This is a genomic window from Mycobacterium colombiense (genome assembly GCF_001953985.1).
GTDB lineage: Bacteria > Actinomycetota > Actinomycetes > Mycobacteriales > Mycobacteriaceae > Mycobacterium > Mycobacterium colombiense_B.
Window position 1 is genome coordinate 1 of record NZ_MBEI01000061.1, and the last position, 16,906, is coordinate 16,906.

The 16,906-nt window shown below is 67.6% G+C and carries 16 protein-coding genes and 1 pseudogene; 10 read left to right on the top strand and 7 right to left on the bottom strand.

Annotated features, from left to right (window positions below; translation table 11 throughout):
- On the top strand, positions 1-186 hold a 186-nt coding region (locus A5732_RS19400), incomplete at its 5' end, for a WXG100 family type VII secretion target (RefSeq protein WP_171975052.1).
- A gap of 95 nt (positions 187-281) precedes the next feature.
- On the opposite strand, the gene A5732_RS19405 is transcribed toward A5732_RS19400, so the two are convergent.
- Together A5732_RS19405 and A5732_RS27370 are read right to left on the bottom strand one after the other, a co-directional pair.
- Positions 282-1,643 (bottom strand): PPE family protein, encoded by a 1,362-nt coding sequence (locus A5732_RS19405; RefSeq protein ID WP_076103056.1) that lies wholly within the window; start codon positions 1,641-1,643, stop codon positions 282-284.
- A 14-nt stretch (positions 1,644-1,657) separates the two neighbouring features.
- Positions 1,658-1,801: a hypothetical protein gene (locus A5732_RS27370; RefSeq protein ID WP_171975053.1), complete on the bottom strand. Its 144-nt coding sequence runs from the start codon at positions 1,799-1,801 to the stop codon at positions 1,658-1,660.
- A 376-nt stretch (positions 1,802-2,177) separates the two neighbouring features.
- Between A5732_RS27370 and A5732_RS19410 the strand changes: the two genes are divergently transcribed.
- The 9 genes from A5732_RS19410 (at position 2,178) to A5732_RS19450 (ending at position 12,949) form a co-directional block, all read left to right on the top strand.
- Positions 2,178-2,951: a response regulator transcription factor gene (locus A5732_RS19410; protein WP_076051173.1), complete on the top strand. Its 774-nt coding sequence runs from the start codon at positions 2,178-2,180 to the stop codon at positions 2,949-2,951.
- Positions 2,948-4,480: a sensor histidine kinase gene (locus tag A5732_RS19415; protein WP_076051174.1), complete on the top strand. Its 1,533-nt coding sequence runs from the start codon at positions 2,948-2,950 to the stop codon at positions 4,478-4,480. The genes A5732_RS19410 and A5732_RS19415 overlap by 4 nt, the downstream gene beginning before the upstream one ends.
- Positions 4,481-4,768: 288 nt before the next feature.
- Positions 4,769-4,852 carry a potassium ABC transporter ATPase gene (locus A5732_RS27645; protein ID WP_067128756.1) on the top strand — a complete coding sequence of 28 codons (84 nt, stop codon included), beginning with the start codon at positions 4,769-4,771 and terminating at the stop codon, positions 4,850-4,852.
- Positions 4,849-4,938, top strand: coding sequence for a potassium-transporting ATPase subunit F (locus A5732_RS19425; protein ID WP_064953956.1), 90 nt, complete (start codon positions 4,849-4,851; stop codon positions 4,936-4,938). The genes A5732_RS27645 and A5732_RS19425 overlap by 4 nt, the downstream gene beginning before the upstream one ends.
- Positions 4,939-6,609 (top strand): potassium-transporting ATPase subunit KdpA, encoded by a 1,671-nt coding sequence (kdpA, locus tag A5732_RS19430; protein WP_076103057.1) that lies wholly within the window; start codon positions 4,939-4,941, stop codon positions 6,607-6,609.
- Positions 6,609-8,759 (top strand): potassium-transporting ATPase subunit KdpB, encoded by a 2,151-nt coding sequence (gene kdpB, locus A5732_RS19435; RefSeq protein ID WP_076103058.1) that lies wholly within the window; start codon positions 6,609-6,611, stop codon positions 8,757-8,759. The genes kdpA and kdpB overlap by 1 nt, the downstream gene beginning before the upstream one ends.
- 1 nt (position 8,760) lies before the next feature.
- Positions 8,761-9,684 carry a potassium-transporting ATPase subunit C gene (locus tag A5732_RS19440; protein ID WP_076103059.1) on the top strand — a complete coding sequence of 308 codons (924 nt, stop codon included), beginning with the start codon at positions 8,761-8,763 and terminating at the stop codon, positions 9,682-9,684.
- An 11-nt stretch (positions 9,685-9,695) separates the two neighbouring features.
- On the top strand, positions 9,696-12,272 hold the full coding sequence (locus tag A5732_RS19445) for a sensor histidine kinase (protein WP_076103060.1): 2,577 nt from the start codon (positions 9,696-9,698) through the stop codon (positions 12,270-12,272).
- Positions 12,269-12,949 (top strand): response regulator, encoded by a 681-nt coding sequence (locus tag A5732_RS19450; RefSeq protein WP_076103061.1) that lies wholly within the window; start codon positions 12,269-12,271, stop codon positions 12,947-12,949. The genes A5732_RS19445 and A5732_RS19450 overlap by 4 nt, the downstream gene beginning before the upstream one ends.
- Positions 12,950-13,029: 80 nt before the next feature.
- Here the strand turns inward: A5732_RS19450 and A5732_RS19455 are convergent.
- From A5732_RS19455 to eno, 5 genes and pseudogenes are all read right to left on the bottom strand, one after another.
- Positions 13,030-13,336: pseudogene (locus A5732_RS19455) on the bottom strand (hypothetical protein).
- Positions 13,337-13,437: 101 nt separating this feature from the next.
- On the bottom strand, positions 13,438-14,385 hold the full coding sequence (locus tag A5732_RS19460) for a Ppx/GppA phosphatase family protein (RefSeq protein ID WP_076103062.1): 948 nt from the start codon (positions 14,383-14,385) through the stop codon (positions 13,438-13,440).
- Positions 14,379-14,867, bottom strand: a complete 489-nt coding sequence (locus A5732_RS19465; RefSeq protein ID WP_065053347.1) for a DUF501 domain-containing protein — start codon at positions 14,865-14,867, stop codon at positions 14,379-14,381. The genes A5732_RS19460 and A5732_RS19465 overlap by 7 nt, the downstream gene beginning before the upstream one ends.
- On the bottom strand, positions 14,860-15,567 hold the full coding sequence (locus A5732_RS19470; protein WP_076051182.1) for an FtsB family cell division protein: 708 nt from the start codon (positions 15,565-15,567) through the stop codon (positions 14,860-14,862). Before A5732_RS19470 ends, A5732_RS19465 begins: the two co-directional genes overlap by 8 nt.
- Positions 15,568-15,587: 20 nt before the next feature.
- Complete coding sequence (gene eno / locus A5732_RS19475; RefSeq protein WP_064953783.1) at positions 15,588-16,877, bottom strand: phosphopyruvate hydratase; 1,290 nt, start codon at positions 16,875-16,877, stop codon at positions 15,588-15,590.
- Positions 16,878-16,906 lie beyond the last annotated feature (29 nt).

Below are 16,906 nucleotides of genomic sequence, written 5' to 3' on the forward strand. Positions count from 1 at the left end.
GATGTGCTTGCTGCCGGCGACTTCTGGGGCGGTGCGGGTTCGGTGGCATGCCAGGAGTTCATCACCCAGTTGGGTCGGAACTTCCAGGTCATCTACGAGCAGGCCAACTCCCACGGACAGAAGGTCCAGTCCGCGGGCAACAACATGTCCGCCACGGACAGCGCCGTCGGGTCCAGCTGGGCCTGACACCTCGTCTCGACACCGGGGCCGCACACCACTTGGTGTGCGGCCCCGTTTTTCGTAGGCCGCAACGGCGCAAGCCCGATTTGTTGCCGGGCCGGCTATCCGGCCACCGGGGAACGCGGAAACAGCGCCGGGCGCAACCCGATTCGGTGCGCCCCACCGTCGGACTCGCGGCCGACCATCGCGCCCAGCGGCAGCTTGGAAATGCCCGCGCCGCTTGCCGGTGATGACACCGCGCCCACCGCCCCGGGTGCGGCGGCGTCGAAAACCGGCAGCGGCGCGACGGAGGAAACCGTCTCGGCCCACGTCGGCGGCACCGACAGGGTGCCGAGCGACGACGCTTGGCCCACACTCGCCGACGTCGTTGCGCCGAGTCCGCCCACCGGCCCAAGGCTTCCCAGCGCTCCCATGTCGCCCAGGCTTCCCAAGCCCGGGGCCGCGCCCCCTTCGGCGCCGATGATCGAACCCGCGCCCTCCATGTCGAGCCCCAGGCCGTACACGTCCATGGCGACCCCGGCGCCGTCACCGCCCAACCCGGCGCCGTCGGCGCCCAGGCCGGCAAAATCGGAACCCAGCCCGATCGCATCCGACGCCAGGCCGGCCGCGTCCCCGGACCCGGCGGCGCCGCCGAGCGCGGAGCTGGCGCCCTGCACCGCTCCCAGCCCGGTGCTCGCGCCCTTGGTGGCACCTTTACCGGTGCCCGACAAACTCGATAGCGCGCCGAGCGGGGCGGAGGCTCCGGACGACCCCAGCGACGCCCCGGTGCCCATCGCGGCCGGCGACAGCCCCGCGCCCGTCGAAGATCCCGGGGTGGACAGGCTCTGCAGCGCTTGCGGCACCGAGGACATCGCGTGCGCCGAGGCCGCCTGGGCGTGGCCGCCGGCCTGCGCCGCGGCCGCATGAGCGACCGCACCGGTCTGACCGGTCATCCCGCCGGGATTCGTCGTCTGCGGCGGTGGCGGGAATGCGCTGAAGGTCGAGGCGGTTGCCGAACTAGCCGCGTAGCCGTACATCGCGGCGGCGTCCTGCGCCCACATCTCGCCGTACTGCGCCTCGGTGGCCATGATGGCGGGGGTGTTCTGCCCGACGAAGTTGGTCGCGACCAAGGTCATCAGCTGAGCGCGGTTGGCCGCAATGAGCGGCGGTGGCACCGTCATCGCGTACGCGGTTTCGTACGCGGCCGCGGCGGCCCCGGCCTGCAGGCCCGACTGCTCGCACTGCTCGGCGGTTGCCCGCAGCCACAACACGTAGGGCGCGACGGCGGCCGCCATCGACATCGACGTCGGGCCCAGCCAATCGCTGGTCAGCGTGGTGATCACCGCTTCGTATCCGGCAGCGGCGACGCTCAGCTCAGCGGCCAGTGCGTCCCACGCCGCCGCGGCGGCCAGTAGCGTCCCGGGGCCCGGCCCCAGATACATCCGCCCGGAGTTGACTTCCGGGGGCAACGCGCCGAAATCCATTGTCTTCCTTAATCCTAGAAAAGTTTGCTGGACCGGCCGGACGCGACGAACGACGCCGGCCCGTGCGGTACCGCGCCGTGCGCGGCCGATTCATCGCCGCCGATCCGGGTCGGCACCGCGCTCAGTGTTCGGGACTTCGCGCAAGCGGGCTGCGCCACGAAAAACATGTCAATGCACCACTATTCGCAACACGATGTGACTTGAAAGGATGAAGATCGGGACACCGTCGTCCCCCGCCGCCGCACGATTTGAACACTCGACGGCATTCGCTGCACCGCAGCGCCCACGCTCTAGATGAAATCGATTCTGGCACCGTTGGTTTGGCGACCGCGACCATGTACCGGATCGCGTCCGTCAAGCCAACGACTCTGCATCCCAGTATTTTCGAATGCCGATTCACCTCAAGGCGACACACCCGGCACATAGAAAACACATATTTGAGCCGCACCGTATGCGATCAGGCGAACACGCTACATTTGAGAATTCTATGAACTCCGTGACAGTCGTATGTGTGGCTTGCCAGAATGTAGGAACATGACCGCAATGTCGGGAAACTCAGCCGCGCAGCGCCCACGCCAAGCCATTCTGGGGCAGCTGCCCAGGATTTACCGTGCCGACGGGTCACCCATCAGGGTTTTGCTGGTCGACGACGAGCCGGCATTGACCAACCTGGTGAAGATGGCGCTGCACTACGAAGGCTGGGTTGTCGACATCGCCCACAACGGGCGCGAGGCCATGGCCAAGTTCGACCGGGTCAGTCCCGACGTCCTCGTCCTCGACATCATGCTTCCCGACGTGGACGGATTGCGAATCCTGGAACGCGTCCGCCAATCCGACGCCTACACCCCCACGCTCTTCCTCACCGCGCGCGACTCGGTGATGGACCGAGTCACCGGTCTGACCGCCGGCGCCGACGACTACATGACCAAGCCGTTCAGCCTCGAGGAGCTGGTCGCCCGGTTGCGTGGGTTGCTCCGCCGCTCCGGCCAGCAGCCCACGCCGACGGCCGAAACCCTCAAGGTCGGCGACCTCAAGGTCGACAGCGCCAGCCGGGAAGTCACCCGTAATGGCGACCCGATATCGCTGTCCTCCACCGAGTTCGAATTGCTGCGCTTCCTCATGCGCAATCCCCGCCGCGCGCTGAGCCGCACCGAGATCCTGGACCGTGTCTGGAATTACGACTTCGCCGGCCGCACCAGCATCGTGGATCTCTACATCTCGTATCTGAGAAAGAAGATCGACTCGGGGCGGGAACCGATGATTCATACCGTCCGCGGTGTGGGGTACATGCTGCGGCCTGCGGAATGACCCGAGGCGTAGACACCACATCCGGGGGCTTTCCGCGGTGGTTCCCCCATTCGCTTCGGCGCCAACTGCTGTTGGGGGTGCTGGCGGTGGTCAGCGTGGTGCTGGTGACGGTCGGGATCGTCTCGGTGCTCAGCCTGCGCGGCTATGTCAACATCATGAGCGATGCCGATGTCGCCGAGTCCCTGGACGCTTTCAGCCACCAGTACACCAAATTCCGCAACGGCGAACATGTTTCGCCGCATCCCGGCACCACCCCACCGATCACACAGGCGATGCTGGAATTCACCGGGCAGACGCCGGGAAACCTGATCGCCGTGCTGCACAACGGCACCGTGATCGGGTCGGCGGTTTTCTCCGAAGACGAACCCAAGCCCGCGCCGGCCGACGTCGTCCGCGACCTGCAATCGCAGACCTGGAGTGACGGGCCGCCGCGCACGGAAATCCTCGGCAGGCTGGGACCTTACCGCGTCGATAGCACCGTCGTCGGGTCCGACGTCCTGGTGGTCGGGGTGTCGCAGAACCTCGCCGACCGCATCATCGCCCGCAAACAGCTCACCACGATCGTGCTCACCGCGGCGGCGCTGGTGATCACCGCCGGACTCACCGTGTGGGTGGTCGGTTACACGCTTCGTCCGTTGCGCCGGCTGGCGTCGATCGCGGCCGGTGTCGCCGCGATGCCGCTCACCGACGACGACCACCGGATCAGCGTCCGGGTGCCACCGGAGGACACCAACCCGCAAAATGAGGTCGGGATCGTCGGGCACACGCTGAACCGCTTGCTGGACAACGTCGATAGCGCGCTGGCGCATCGGGTCGACTCGGATCTGCGGCAGCGCCAGTTCATCACCGACGCCAGCCACGAATTACGCACACCGCTGGCGGCCATTCAGGGCTACGCGGAACTGACCCGCCAGGACAGTTCGGCGCTGCCGCCGACCACCGAATACGCGTTGGCCCGAATCGAGTCCGAGGCGCGAAGGATGGCTTCGCTCGTCGACGAGCTGCTGCTGCTCTCCCGCCTGGGCGAAGGGCAAGACCTGCAGACCGAGGACGTCGACCTGGCCGAGGTGGTCAGCAACGCGGTGAACGACGCGACCGTGGCGGCGTTGACGCATCACTGGGTCAAGGATCTGCCCGACGAGCCGGTCTGGGTGCGCGGCGATCACGCCCGGTTACATCAACTGGTCAGCAACCTACTCAGCAACGCGCGCGTGCACACCCCGCCGGGGGTCACTGTGACGACCGGAATCGCCTGCCGCCGTGAGGGTCCCGGCGCGCCCTACGCGGAACTGACCGTCACGGACGACGGTCCCGGCATCGACGCGGACCTGCTGCCCAAGTTGTTCGAACGGTTCGTTCGGGCCGACAAGTCGAGATCCAACGGCTCGGGCAATGGGCTGGGTCTGGCCATCGTCAGCTCGATCGTCAAGGCCCATCATGGTTCGGTCACCGCCGAATCCGACGAGAGCAGCACGGTCTTCCGGGTGCGGCTGCCGTTGATCTCGAGCTCCGACAAACCATCACGTTAACTCGCCGACGGCGATCCCGCTGAGCCTGAACTCTGTTGTTACAGAGGGTGATTGGCGACGTCAGTATTCTCTCGGCCCTGGCCGGTACGGCGCGGACCGGACGCCGCCGTCGGGGGCGTTAAGAAACCGTAAATGTGCCGTGTGCGCGCGTTAGGAAAGCGTCAACCGAACGCTCCGGCGGATGACACCAGAGTTAATTTCGAGCTGACCTTGGCGAGCAGGAGTGCGCTGTGGCTGGCTCGCCGAGGTCCTTTCGTATGCACGTGATGGGCGCGGGACGGAGAAATGATGGGCGTGGTGGTGTATCTCGTGCTGACCGTGGCGGTGTTCGCCGCACTCGGCCTGGCGCAGAAGTTGGTCGAGCGGCTGTGAACTACCAAAACGCGGTCGGCTTGGTGCTTTCCATCGTCATCGCGCTCTACCTCGGGGGCGCCCTGCTGTTCCCGGAGAGGTTCTAAGTGAACACGACAACGGCCGGGATCCTATTCCTCGTCGTCCTCGTCGCGGCGGTGGTGGTCGTGCACGTGCCGTTCGGGGACTACATGTTTCGCGTGTACACGTCGGAGAAGGACCTGTATGCCGAGCGAGTGATCTACCGACTGATCGGGGTCGATGCCCGTTCGGAGCAGACGTGGGGCGCCTACGCGCGCAGCGTGTTGGCGTTCTCGTCGGTCAGCATCCTGTTCCTGTTCGTATTCGAGCTCGTGCAGAACAAATTGCCGCTGCATCTGCATGATCCGGCCACGAAGATGACGCCCTCGCTGGCGTGGAACACCGCGGTCAGCTTCGTCACCAACACCAACTGGCAGGCCTACTCGGGCGAAACGACTCAGGGCCATCTGGTGCAGATGGCCGGCCTGGCGGTGCAGAACTTCGTTTCGGCCGCCGTCGGGATGGCGGTGGCCGTCGCGCTGGTGCGCGGGTTCGCCCGCAAACGCACCGGCGAGCTGGGCAACTTCTGGGTCGACCTGGTCCGCGGCACGCTTCGCATCCTGCTGCCCATCGCCGTCCTCAGCGCGATCCTGCTGGTGGCCGGTGGGGCGATCCAGAACTTCCACCTGCACGACCAGATGGTCACCACCGTCAACGGAACCCAGCAGACCATCACCGGCGGACCGGTGGCCAGCCAGGAGGTCATCAAAGAGCTCGGCACCAACGGCGGCGGCTTCTACAACGCGAACTCCGCGCACCCGTTCGAGAATCCGACCGCATGGACCAATTGGCTGGAGATCTTCCTGATCCTGGTGATCGGCTTCTCGCTGCCGCGCACCTTCGGGCGCTTGGTGGGTAACACCAAGCAGGGCTTCGCGATTGCGGCCGTGATGGCGACGCTCTATACGACCAGCACGACGTTCATGCTGTGGTTCCAGGTGCAGCACCACGGGACCGTGCAGACCTCGATCGGCTCCGCGATGGAGGGAGTCGAGCAGCGCTTCGGCGTCACCGACTCGGGGGTGTTCGCCGCCGCGACGACGCTCACCTCCACCGGGGCCGTCGACTCCACCCACGACTCCCTCACCAGCCTGGGCGGCATGATCGCGATGTTCAACATGCAGCTGGGCGAGGTCGCCCCCGGCGGCACCGGCTCTGGCCTGTACGGCATCCTCATGCTGGCGGTGATCACCGTTTTCGTCGCCGGGCTGATGGTCGGGCGTACCCCCGAATACCTCGGCAAGAAGATCACCCCGCGCGAAATCAAGCTCGCCGCAAGCTATTTCCTGGTCACCCCGTTGATCGTGCTGACCGGCACCGCGATCGCGATGGCGCTGCCCGGCCAGCGGGCCGGCATGCTCAACGGCGGACCGCACGGACTGTCCGAGGTGCTCTACGCGTTCACCTCGGCGGGCAACAACAACGGGTCGGCCTTCGCCGGGCTGAGCGCCAACACCGACTGGTACAACACGGCTCTGGGCCTGGCCATGGCGTTCGGCCGGTTCCTGCCCATCGTGCTGGTGCTGGCGCTGGCCGGGTCACTGGCCAGGCAGGGCAGCACACCGGATTCGGCGGGCACCTTGCCCACGCACCGCCCGCAGTTCGTGGGCATGGTCGCCGGCGTCACGTTGATTGTCGTTGCCCTCACGTTCTTGCCCATGCTCGCGCTCGGGCCTCTCGCTGAAGGAATCCACTGATGACCGCGACCGCGATCCACCCCACCGAGCGGACCCAGCCGGCGGTGTCCACCGGCAGAAAACGGGTGCAGGGCGGACTGCTCGACCCGAAGATGCTGTGGAAGTCCACACCGGACGCGCTGCGCAAACTCAACCCACGCACCCTGTGGCGCAACCCGGTGATGTTCATCGTGGAGATCGGCGCCGCCTGGAGTACCGCGTTGGCCATCATCGACCCGACGTGGTTCGCCTGGCTGACCGTGATCTGGTTGTGGCTCACGGTGTTGTTCGCCAACCTGGCCGAGGCGGTGGCCGAAGGCCGCGGCAAGGCGCAGGCCGAAACGTTGCGCCGCGCCAAAACCCAGACCATGGCCCGGCGGCTCAGGGACTGGGCGCCGGGCGCGCCCGCGGTCGAGGAAGCGGTCGCCGCGCCGCAGCTACAGCGGGGTGACATCGTCGTGGTCGAGGCGGGGCAGGTGATCCCGGGCGACGGTGACGTCGTGGAAGGCATTGCCTCGGTGGACGAATCGGCCATCACGGGCGAGTCGGCGCCGGTGATCCGCGAGTCCGGCGGCGACCGTTCCGCGGTCACCGGCGGCACCACCGTGCTCAGCGACCGCATCGTCGTGAAGGTCACCCAGAAGCCCGGGGAGAGCTTCATCGACCGGATGATCGCGCTGGTCGAGGGCGCCAACCGGCAGAAGACCCCGAACGAGATCGCGCTGAACATCCTGTTGGCCGCGTTGACGATCATCTTCGTCTTCGCCGTCGCGACCTTGCAGCCGTTGGCGATCTACTCCAAGGCGAACAACCCCGGCGTCCCGGATGGCCAGGCGCTCAACGCAAGCGGCGTCACCGGCATCGTGATGGTGTCGTTGCTGGTCTGCCTGATCCCGACGACGATCGGCGCGCTGCTGTCGGCCATCGGCATCGCCGGCATGGACCGGCTGGTGCAGCGCAACGTCCTCGCCATGTCCGGGCGGGCGGTGGAAGCCGCCGGCGACGTCAACACCCTGCTGCTGGACAAGACCGGCACCATCACGCTGGGCAACCGGCAGGCCGCGGCCTTCATCCCGCTCGACGGGGTCTCCGCCGAACAGCTCGCCGACGCCGCGCAGTTGTCCAGCCTCGCCGACGAAACACCCGAGGGCCGTTCGGTTGTCGTGTTCGCCAAGCAGCACTTCGGGCTGCGTGCGCGCACACCGGGTGAGCTGTCCCAGGCCCAATGGGTGACGTTCTCGGCCACCACCCGGATGTCGGGTGTCGACCTCGACGGCCACCAGCTGCGCAAGGGTGCGGCGAGTTCGGTCGCGGAATGGGTACGCGCCCAAGGGGGTAAAGTGCCCCAGCAGCTCGGCGAGGTCATCGACGGCATCTCGGCCGGCGGTGGCACCCCCCTGGTGGTCGGGGAAAGCCGCGACGGCGAAGCGGCGGTGCTCGGCGTCATCCATCTCAAGGACGTCGTCAAGCAGGGCATGCGCGAGCGGTTCGACGAGATGCGGCGGATGGGCATCCGGACGGTGATGATTACCGGCGATAACCCGTTGACCGCCAAGGCGATTGCGGACGAGGCCGGAGTGGACGACTTCCTGGCCGAGGCCACGCCCGAGGACAAGCTCGACCTGATCAAGCGCGAGCAGGCGGGCGGCAAGCTGGTCGCGATGACGGGCGACGGCACCAACGACGCGCCAGCCCTGGCTCAAGCCGACGTGGGTGTCGCCATGAACACCGGCACGTCGGCCGCCAAAGAGGCCGGCAACATGGTCGACCTCGACTCCGATCCCACCAAACTCATCGAGATCGTGGAGATCGGCAAGCAGCTGCTGATCACCCGGGGCGCGCTGACCACCTTCTCGATCGCCAATGACATCGCGAAGTACTTCGCGATCATCCCGGCGATGTTCGTCGCGCTGTTCCCCGGCCTGGATCTGCTCAACGTGATGCGGCTGCACAGCCCGCAATCGGCGATCCTGTCCGCGGTCATCTTCAACGCGGTCGTCATCGTCGCGCTGATCCCGCTTTCGCTGCGCGGCGTGCGGTACACGCCGAGCAGCGCGTCAAAGCTGTTGAGCCGCAACCTCTACGTCTATGGCCTCGGTGGCATCGTCGCCCCGTTCATCGGAATCAAGTTGATCGACCTGATCGTCCAATTCATCCCAGGGATGTCCTGACATGACGTTCTCGAATTTCGTCCGCCTGCATTGGGCGGCTTTGCGCACGCTGCTGGCGCTGACCGTGATCACCGGCCTGGCCTACCCGCTGTTCATCTGGGTGGTCGCACAGTTTCCGGGACTGCGTGACCACGCCGAAGGGTCGATTCTCACCGCCGACGGAAAGCCGGTGGGCAGCAGGCTGATCGGCCAGTCGTTCACCGACAAGGACGGCAACGCACTGCCGCAGTACTTCCAGAGTCGCCCCTCGGCGGCCGGCACCGGGTATGACCCGACGTCGTCGGGCGGCAGCAACCTGGGGCCGGAAAGCGTCGTCGACACGCCCGCCGATCCCTCGCAACTGGCGGCCGGCAAGTCCGCGTCGGACGCGGGTTTCAAGCCGAGCCTGTTGACGACGGTGTGCTCACGCAGCGCCGCGGTGGGCAAGCTGGAGGGAGTCGATGGGTCGCGGCCGTTCTGCACGGGCGGCGGTGTGGGTGCGGTGCTGTCGGTGATCGGCCCGCGCGACGGACGCGGCAACGTCACCCACCCGACCCGGGTGGTCAGCGTCAACGAGCCGTGCGGGTCGACGACTACGCCGTTCGTCGCCCTTTACGAGGGTGTGCGCGTCGGATGTGCCCAGTACGGCGAGGACTACACGATTGGGCAGATCCTGCCGATCCGCGGCGCCGCGCCGGCCGATCCGGCGGTGCCGGCGGACGCGGTGACCGCCAGTGGCAGCGGCCTGGACCCGAACATCTCGCCCGCTTACGCCGATCTGCAGGTGGCGCGGGTGGCCAAGGTGCGTCACGTCAGCGCAGATCAGATACGCGAAGTGGTCGCGCAGAACAGCAGCGGCCGCGGCCTCGGTTTTCTCGGTGAACCGTGCGTCAATGTGCTGCAACTAAATCTGCAACTCGACCACCGGTATCCGGTCACGAGTTAGCGGCAAGGGGGATGATGGTTGACGTGAGTGACGTCAGCCTCCGCGACCACCATCCCAAGCGCGGGGAGTTACGCATCTACCTCGGTGCGGCTCCGGGTGTGGGCAAGACGTACTCGATGCTGGGCGAAGCACATCGGCGGCTGGAACGCGGCACCGATCTGGTGGCGGGCGTGGTGGAAACCCACGGGCGGTCGAAAACCGCTGAGCTGCTTGAGGGCATCGAGGTGATTCCGCCGCGCCAGGTCGACTACCGCGGCGGCAGCTTCCCCGAACTCGACGTACCGGCGGTCTTGGCGCGCCACCCCCAGGTCGTCCTGGTCGACGAACTCGCGCATACCAATACGCCGGGCAGCAAGAACCCCAAGCGGTGGCAGGACGTCGAGGAACTGCTCGACGCCGGGATCACCGTGATCTCCACGGTCAACGTGCAGCACCTGGAAAGCCTGAACGACGTCGTCGCGCAGATCACCGGCATCGAGCAGAAGGAGACCATACCGGACTCGATCGTGCGCCAGGCGTCGCAGGTCGAGCTCATCGACATCACACCGGAGGCGTTGCGCCGCAGGTTATCTCACGGCAATGTCTACGCCCCGGATCGCATCGATGCGGCGCTGTCCAACTACTTCCGGCGTGGAAACCTCACCGCGTTAAGGGAATTGGCGCTGCTGTGGCTTGCCGACCAGGTCGACACCGCGCTGGCCAAATACCGGGCCGAGAACAAGATCACCGACATGTGGGAGGCCCGCGAGCGGGTCGTGGTGGCCGTCACCGGTGGTCCCGAGTCCGAGACGCTGGTGCGGCGCGCGTCGCGGATCGCCTCGAAGTCGACCGCCGAACTGATGGTGGTGCACGTCATCCACGGTGACGGGCTGGCCGGGCTGTCGGAGTCACGGATGGCCAAGATCCGGGAGCTGGCGAACAGCCTGGATGCGTCGATGCACACTGTGGTCGGCGACGAGGTACCAACGGCCCTGCTCGAGTTCGCCCGCGAGATGAACGCGACGCAGCTGGTGATCGGCACCTCCCGCCGGTCGCGCTGGGCGCGGCTGTTCGAGGAGGGAATCGGCCCGCGGATCGTCGAGCTGTCCGGGAAGATCGACGTGCACCTGGTCACCCACGAAGAGTCCAAACGCGGCTTCCGCGCGTCCTCGCTGGCGCCCCGCGAGCGGCGGGTGGCGTCGTGGTTGGCGGCCTTCATCGTGCCGTCGGTCATCTGCGCGATCACCGTGACGACGCTGGACCAATACCTGGATACCGGCGGCGAGAGCGCGCTGTTCTTTATCGGCGTCCTGTTGGTCGGGCTGTTGGGAGGTATTGCGCCCGCGGCACTTTCGGCCGTGCTGTCCGGATTGCTGCTGAACTACTTCCTGATCACCCCCCGGCACAGCTTCACCATCGCCGAACCCAACAACGCCATCACCGAATTGGTGCTGCTGCTCATCGCGGTCGCGGTCGCGGTGCTGGTCGACTTCGCGGCCAAACGCACCCGGGAAGCCCGTCGCGCCTCGCAGGAGGCGGAGCTGCTGACCCTGTTCGCGGGGTCGGTACTGCGCGGCGCCGATCTCGACACGCTGCTCGAACGGGTGCGCGAGACCTACGCCCAGCGGGCGGTCACCATGTTGCGCGAGCCCGGCGAGGAGGCCCGCGCCGCCGGCAAGAAGAGCGACGTCGTGGCCTGCGTGGGCCGCGACCCCTGCGCCACCGTCGATTCCGCCGACACCGCGATCGAGGTCGGTGACGACGAGTTCTGGATGCTGCTGGCGGGCAGGAAGCTCTCCGCGCGGGACAGGCGGGTGCTCGGCGCGGTGGCCAGGCAGGCCGCGGGGTTGCTCAGGCAGCGCGAGCTCGCCGAGGAGGCCAGCCGCACCGAGGCGATCGTCCGGGCCGACGAACTGCGTCGCTCCCTGCTGTCGGCGGTCAGCCACGACCTGCGCACGCCCCTGGCGGCGGCCAAGGTCGCCGTCTCCAGCCTGCGCGCCGAGGACGTCGCCTTCTCCCCCGCCGACACCGCCGAATTGCTGGCCACCATCGAGGAGTCGATCGATCAGCTGACCGCGCTGGTCGGAAACCTGCTCGATTCATCGCGTTTGGCCGCCGGGGTGATCCATCCGGATCTGCGCCGGGTGTATCTGGAGGAGACCGTGCAGCGGGCTCTGATCAGCATCGGCAAGGGCGCCACCGGCTTCTTCCGGTCTGCCATCGACCGGGTCAAGGTCGACGTGGCCGACGCCATGGTGATGGCCGACGCCGGCCTGCTGGAACGGGTGCTGGCCAACCTGATCGACAACGCGCTGCGCTACGCGCCCAATTGCGTGGTGCGTGTCAACGCCGGCCGGGTGGGGGATCGCGTGCTGATCAACGTCATCGACGAGGGCCCCGGCATTCCGCATGGGGCCGAGCACCAGATCTTCGAAGCGTTTCAGCGGCTCGGCGATAACGACAACACCATCGGCGTCGGCCTGGGGATGTCTGTGGCGCGGGGCTTCGTCGAGGCGATGGGCGGGACAATAACGGCCACCGACACCCCGGGAGGCGGACTGACCGTGATCGTGGATATGGCTGCGCCGCAAGCGATGGACGCGGTATGACGCGCGTTTTGGTGATCGACGACGAACCGCAGATCCTGCGTGCGCTGCGCATCAACCTCACCGTGCGGGGCTACGACGTGATCACCGCGTCCAGCGGGGCCGGCGCGTTGCGCGCGGCCGCCGAGCACAAACCCGACGTGGTGATCCTCGACCTCGGCCTGCCCGACATCTCCGGCATCGATGTGCTGGCCGGCCTGCGCGGCTGGCTCACCGCGCCGGTGATCGTGTTGTCCGCGCGCACCGATTCGTCGGACAAGGTCGAGGCGCTGGACGCCGGCGCCGATGACTATGTGACCAAACCCTTTGGAATGGACGAATTCTTGGCGCGGCTGCGTGCCGCGGTGCGCCGCAACACCGCAGCCTCCGAACTGGAGCAACCGGTCATCGAGACCGAATCGTTCACCGTCGACCTGGCGGCCAAGAAGGTCACCAAGAACGGCAGCGAAGTCCACCTCACTCCCACCGAGTGGGGAATGCTCGAGGTTCTGGTCCGCAACCGCGGCAAGCTGGTCGGCCGTGAGGAACTCCTCAAAGAGGTGTGGGGCCCGGCGTATGCGGCCGAAACGCATTATCTGCGTGTGTATCTCGCCCAGCTGCGCCGCAAACTCGAGAACGATCCCTCGCATCCCAAACATCTGCTGACCGAGTCGGGCATGGGGTATCGCTTCGAGGCGTGAGACTTGCGGCGCCTGTCTCGCGGCCGTCTGGGCCCCCGAATCACACCAGCCAACTCTGGCCTCCACGCGGGGTCGGTTAGTTAATTGCCCGCCTCATAGCGACAACTTGGCCGCCTCACGCAGCGCCAGCACACGCTGGTGGATCCGATGCTCGGTGCCGCGCGGCATCTACCCGGGTCTATACCGGCCCCGCCCGAGTCGCCGCACCCTGCCACGTTCGATCTCCCACCGCAGCGCATCCGAGATCGCCTTCGATGGGCGGCCCCGAACGCAAAACCTATGCCAGTCAAGCGCTTCGGTCAGCTCGGTGATGGTGGCCGGTCCATGTACCGCCAGCTGCATCGCCAGCACGTAGCGCAGCTCGATCCCTTTGAGTGAATAGCCCATCCCCCGACGGTCCCACCCGGGTACGACACCGACCGAGTTGTCGCTACGAGGCGGGCAAGAGACATGCCTACCTTTCCAGAGGCCAGTGGGGCGGATGTGACCTACCCGGCGATGGACAACACGATGCCGTCCAGGATGTCGTGCTCGCTGACCGTCAGCTCGTCGATGCCCGCACGGGTGCGCAGCTCGCGCGCCAGCTCCTCGACGACGATCGCGCCGCCGCCGATCACGTCGGCCCGGCCCTCGTGCATCGGCGGCAGCGCCGCGCGCTCGGCCCGCGTCATGCCGATCAGCCGCTCGCACACCGACAGCAGGTCACCGCCGGCGACACGCGAAAGATGAATTGCCGCAGAGTCATATGTCGTCATGTTGTGAGCCAGCGCGGACAGCGTCGTCATCGTCCCGGCCAGCCCGACCCAGGTCTTGGCCCCCGCCACGGGCACCACTCCCAGCGCGACCTCGAGTCGTTCGCGCACCACCTGCCGGGCCGCCGCCACCTCCTCGGGCGTCGGCGGGTCCGAATGCAGACAGCGTTCGGTCAGCCGCACGCAGCCGATGTCGGCCGAGTAGCTCGCCGTCACCGCGTCGCCCCCGACGACGATTTCGGTGGAGCCGCCACCCAGGTCGACGACGACGAAAGGACCTGTCGCACTGTCCAGCTCGCCGACGGCCCCCCGGAACGAGAGCTCGGCCTCTTCGGCGCCGGTGATCACCTCCGCGACCGCCCCGGGCAGCACCGCGCCCAACACCTCGGCCGTCATCGCGAAGAACGTGTCGCGGTTGGCGACGTCGCGGGCGGCCGACGTGGCCACCATCCGCACCCGCTGTGCGCCATGCTCTTTGATCAAGGCCGCGTAATCCGTGAGCGCCGCGCGGGTGCGGGCGATCGCGTCCGCCGCGAACTCACCGGTCGCGTCGACACCCTGACCCAGCCGCACGATCCGCGTCTCGCGGTGCACGTCGCGCAGCCGGCCGCCGTCGAAGTCGGCGATCAGCAACCGGATTGAGTTGGTACCGCAGTCGATTCCCGCGAGCCTGCCGTTCACCATTGGCCGGCCACCAAGATGCCGGCCATCGCGGGCTCGTCGGCCAGGATCGCCAGCGCCTCGTCGCCGAACGGGTTGACGCCGGGGCCCTTGGCCAGCGAATGGGCGATCAGCACGTGCAGACACTTGACCCGGTCGGGCATTCCGCCGCCGGAGAACGTGGTGCCCAGCGATTCGATCGCGTCGCGTTCGGCCAGATACGACTCGTGGGCGCGCCGGTAGGCGGCCGCCAATTCCGGCTCCCGGCCCAACCTTTCGGTCATTTCGCGCATCAACCCCGTGGTCTCCAGTCTGCTGGCGGCGGCCGTCAGGGCCGGATGGGTCAGGTAGTACAGCGTCGGAAACGGCGTGCCGTCAGGCAGTTTCGGCGCGGTCTTCACCACACCGGGTTCGCCGTTGGGACACCGGTAGGCGATTTCGAGTACCCCGCGCGGCTCACGCCCGAGCTGGCGCGCGACCGCTTCCAGGTCGGCACGATCAGCCACCGGGACCCGGGGGGCTCGGTGCGGGCACCGGGCCGGGTGATCCCGGTTCGGCGGGCGGGGCTTCGGGCGCAGGAACTTTGGCCGGCGGCAGGTGCGGGGCGTCGGCGATGGTGTGCCACAGCGACGTGTACCAGGGGTCGCCGTTGGCCGGTTTCGCCGCCGGAGATCCCGGCTGCGCGGGCTCGGCCGCCGACGGCGGAAGCTGAACCTGGAACGGGATGTCCCCGGGCTTGACGAAGCCGAGCCGCTCGCGGGCCTGCGCCGCAATGTACGCCGGGTCACCGAGTTTGGCCTTGCGCTGCTCCAAGTCCGCGACCTGACGGCGCAGCGCCGCTTCGCTGGCGGCCAGCTGATTCATCTCGGTGCGCTGCGCGAAGTAGGTGCGCACCGGTCCGGCGATGGTCAACGTCAGCACACAGATCACCGCGGCCAGCACCGCCGCGCGGCGCGCGGTGAATCCCAGCCGCTGCTCGGAGCGCTGCTCCACCGACTCGGCGGCCCGGCGCGCGATGGGCTCGACGACATGCTCTTGCTGCGTTCGGGTGGCGGTCCGGCCGCCCTGGTTCGCCGAGGGTGACGTTCGCGAAGACGGCTTGGAGGACGGCTTGGCCGTGCGGCGGCCCCGACCCGAATCGCCGGCCTTCCCCGGGCGTGATGCCGGGGAGCGCCGTTTCGAGTCGGGCCGCTTCGCGTCAGCCATGTCAGCCGTTGAACGTCAAGCTATTTCGCCTCCACGGCGTACCGCGGGAAGGCCAGATCGCCGGCGTAGCGCGCGGCGTCACCGAGCGCCTCCTCGATCCGCAGCAGCTGGTTATACTTGGCGACGCGCTCGCTGCGGGCCGGCGCACCGGTCTTGATCTGCCCGCTGCCGACGGCCACCGCCAGGTCGGCGATCGTGGTGTCCTCGGTCTCGCCGCTGCGGTGGCTCATCATCGTGCGATAGCCGCTGTGGTGGGCGAGCGCGACGGCGTCCAGGGTCTCGGTCAGCGTGCCGATCTGATTCACCTTGACCAGCAACGCGTTTGCCACGCCCTTGTCGATGCCCTCTTCCAGGCGCTCGGGATTGGTGACGAAGATGTCGTCGCCGACCAGCTGCACCCGCTCACCGATCGACGCGGTCAGGGTCACCCAGCCGTCCCAATCGTCTTCTGACAGCGGGTCTTCGATGGACACCAGCGGGTACGAGCCGAGCAGCCCGGCGTAGAAATCCGCCATCTGCTCGGCGGTGCGGGTGGCACCCTCGAACTTGTAGCCGGTCCCGTCGGTGAAGAACTCGGTGGCGGCCGCGTCGAGCGCCAGCGCCACGTCGGAGCCGGGCTTGAAACCGACCGACTCGATGGCGCGGCTGATCAGATCCAGGGCCGCGACGGTGCCCGCCACGTCGGGGGCGAAACCGCCCTCGTCGCCCAGGCCGGTGCTCAAGCCCTCCTTCTTCAGCACCGACTTCAGCGCGTGGTACACCTCGGCGCCCCAGCGCAACGCCTCGGCGAAGCTGGGGGCACCGATCGGCGCCACCATGAACTCCTGGATGTCGACGGCGGTGTCGGCGTGCGCGCCACCGTTGAGGATGTTCATCATCGGCACCGGCAGGATGTGCGCGTTCGGGCCGCCGAGGTAGCGGAACAGCGGCAGTTCGGCGGAATCGGCGGCGGCCTTGGCCACGGCCAGCGACACGCCCAGGATCGCGTTGCCGCCCAGCCTCGACTTGTCGGGCGTGCCGTCCAGATCCAGCAGCGCCTGGTCCACCAGCCGCTGATCGTCGGCGTTCAGGCCGATCACCGCCGGACCGATCTCGTCCAGCACGGCCTGCACCGCCTTCTGCACGCCCTTGCCGCCGTAACGCTCGCCGCCGTCGCGCAGCTCGACGGCCTCGTGCTCGCCCGTCGACGCGCCGGACGGCACTGCCGCGCGGGCAAACGTCCCGTCGATCAGGGCTATCTCGACCTCGACTGTCGGGTTACCGCGGGAATCGAGGATCTCGCGGGCCCCGACCTGCTCGATAATCGGCACTGAGTTCTCCTTGCGTCGTCGCCGGTGCG

Bases quoted from the DNA above. Each gene is read 5' to 3' on its own strand.
- A5732_RS19405 (WP_076103056.1), bottom strand. From the start codon at position 1,643: ATGGATTTCGGCGCGTTGCCCCCGGAAGTCAACTCCGGGCGGATGTAT.
- A5732_RS19410 (WP_076051173.1), top strand. From the start codon at position 2,178: ATGACCGCAATGTCGGGAAACTCAGCCGCGCAGCGCCCACGCCAAGCC.
- A5732_RS19415 (WP_076051174.1), top strand. From the start codon at position 2,948: ATGACCCGAGGCGTAGACACCACATCCGGGGGCTTTCCGCGGTGGTTC.
- A5732_RS27645 (WP_067128756.1), top strand. From the start codon at position 4,769: ATGGGCGTGGTGGTGTATCTCGTGCTGACCGTGGCGGTGTTCGCCGCA.
- kdpB (WP_076103058.1), top strand. From the start codon at position 6,609: ATGACCGCGACCGCGATCCACCCCACCGAGCGGACCCAGCCGGCGGTG.
- A5732_RS19440 (WP_076103059.1), top strand. From the start codon at position 8,761: ATGACGTTCTCGAATTTCGTCCGCCTGCATTGGGCGGCTTTGCGCACG.
- A5732_RS19445 (WP_076103060.1), top strand. From the start codon at position 9,696: ATGATGGTTGACGTGAGTGACGTCAGCCTCCGCGACCACCATCCCAAG.
- A5732_RS19450 (WP_076103061.1), top strand. From the start codon at position 12,269: ATGACGCGCGTTTTGGTGATCGACGACGAACCGCAGATCCTGCGTGCG.
- A5732_RS19460 (WP_076103062.1), bottom strand. From the start codon at position 14,385: ATGGTGAACGGCAGGCTCGCGGGAATCGACTGCGGTACCAACTCAATC.
- A5732_RS19470 (WP_076051182.1), bottom strand. From the start codon at position 15,567: ATGGCTGACGCGAAGCGGCCCGACTCGAAACGGCGCTCCCCGGCATCA.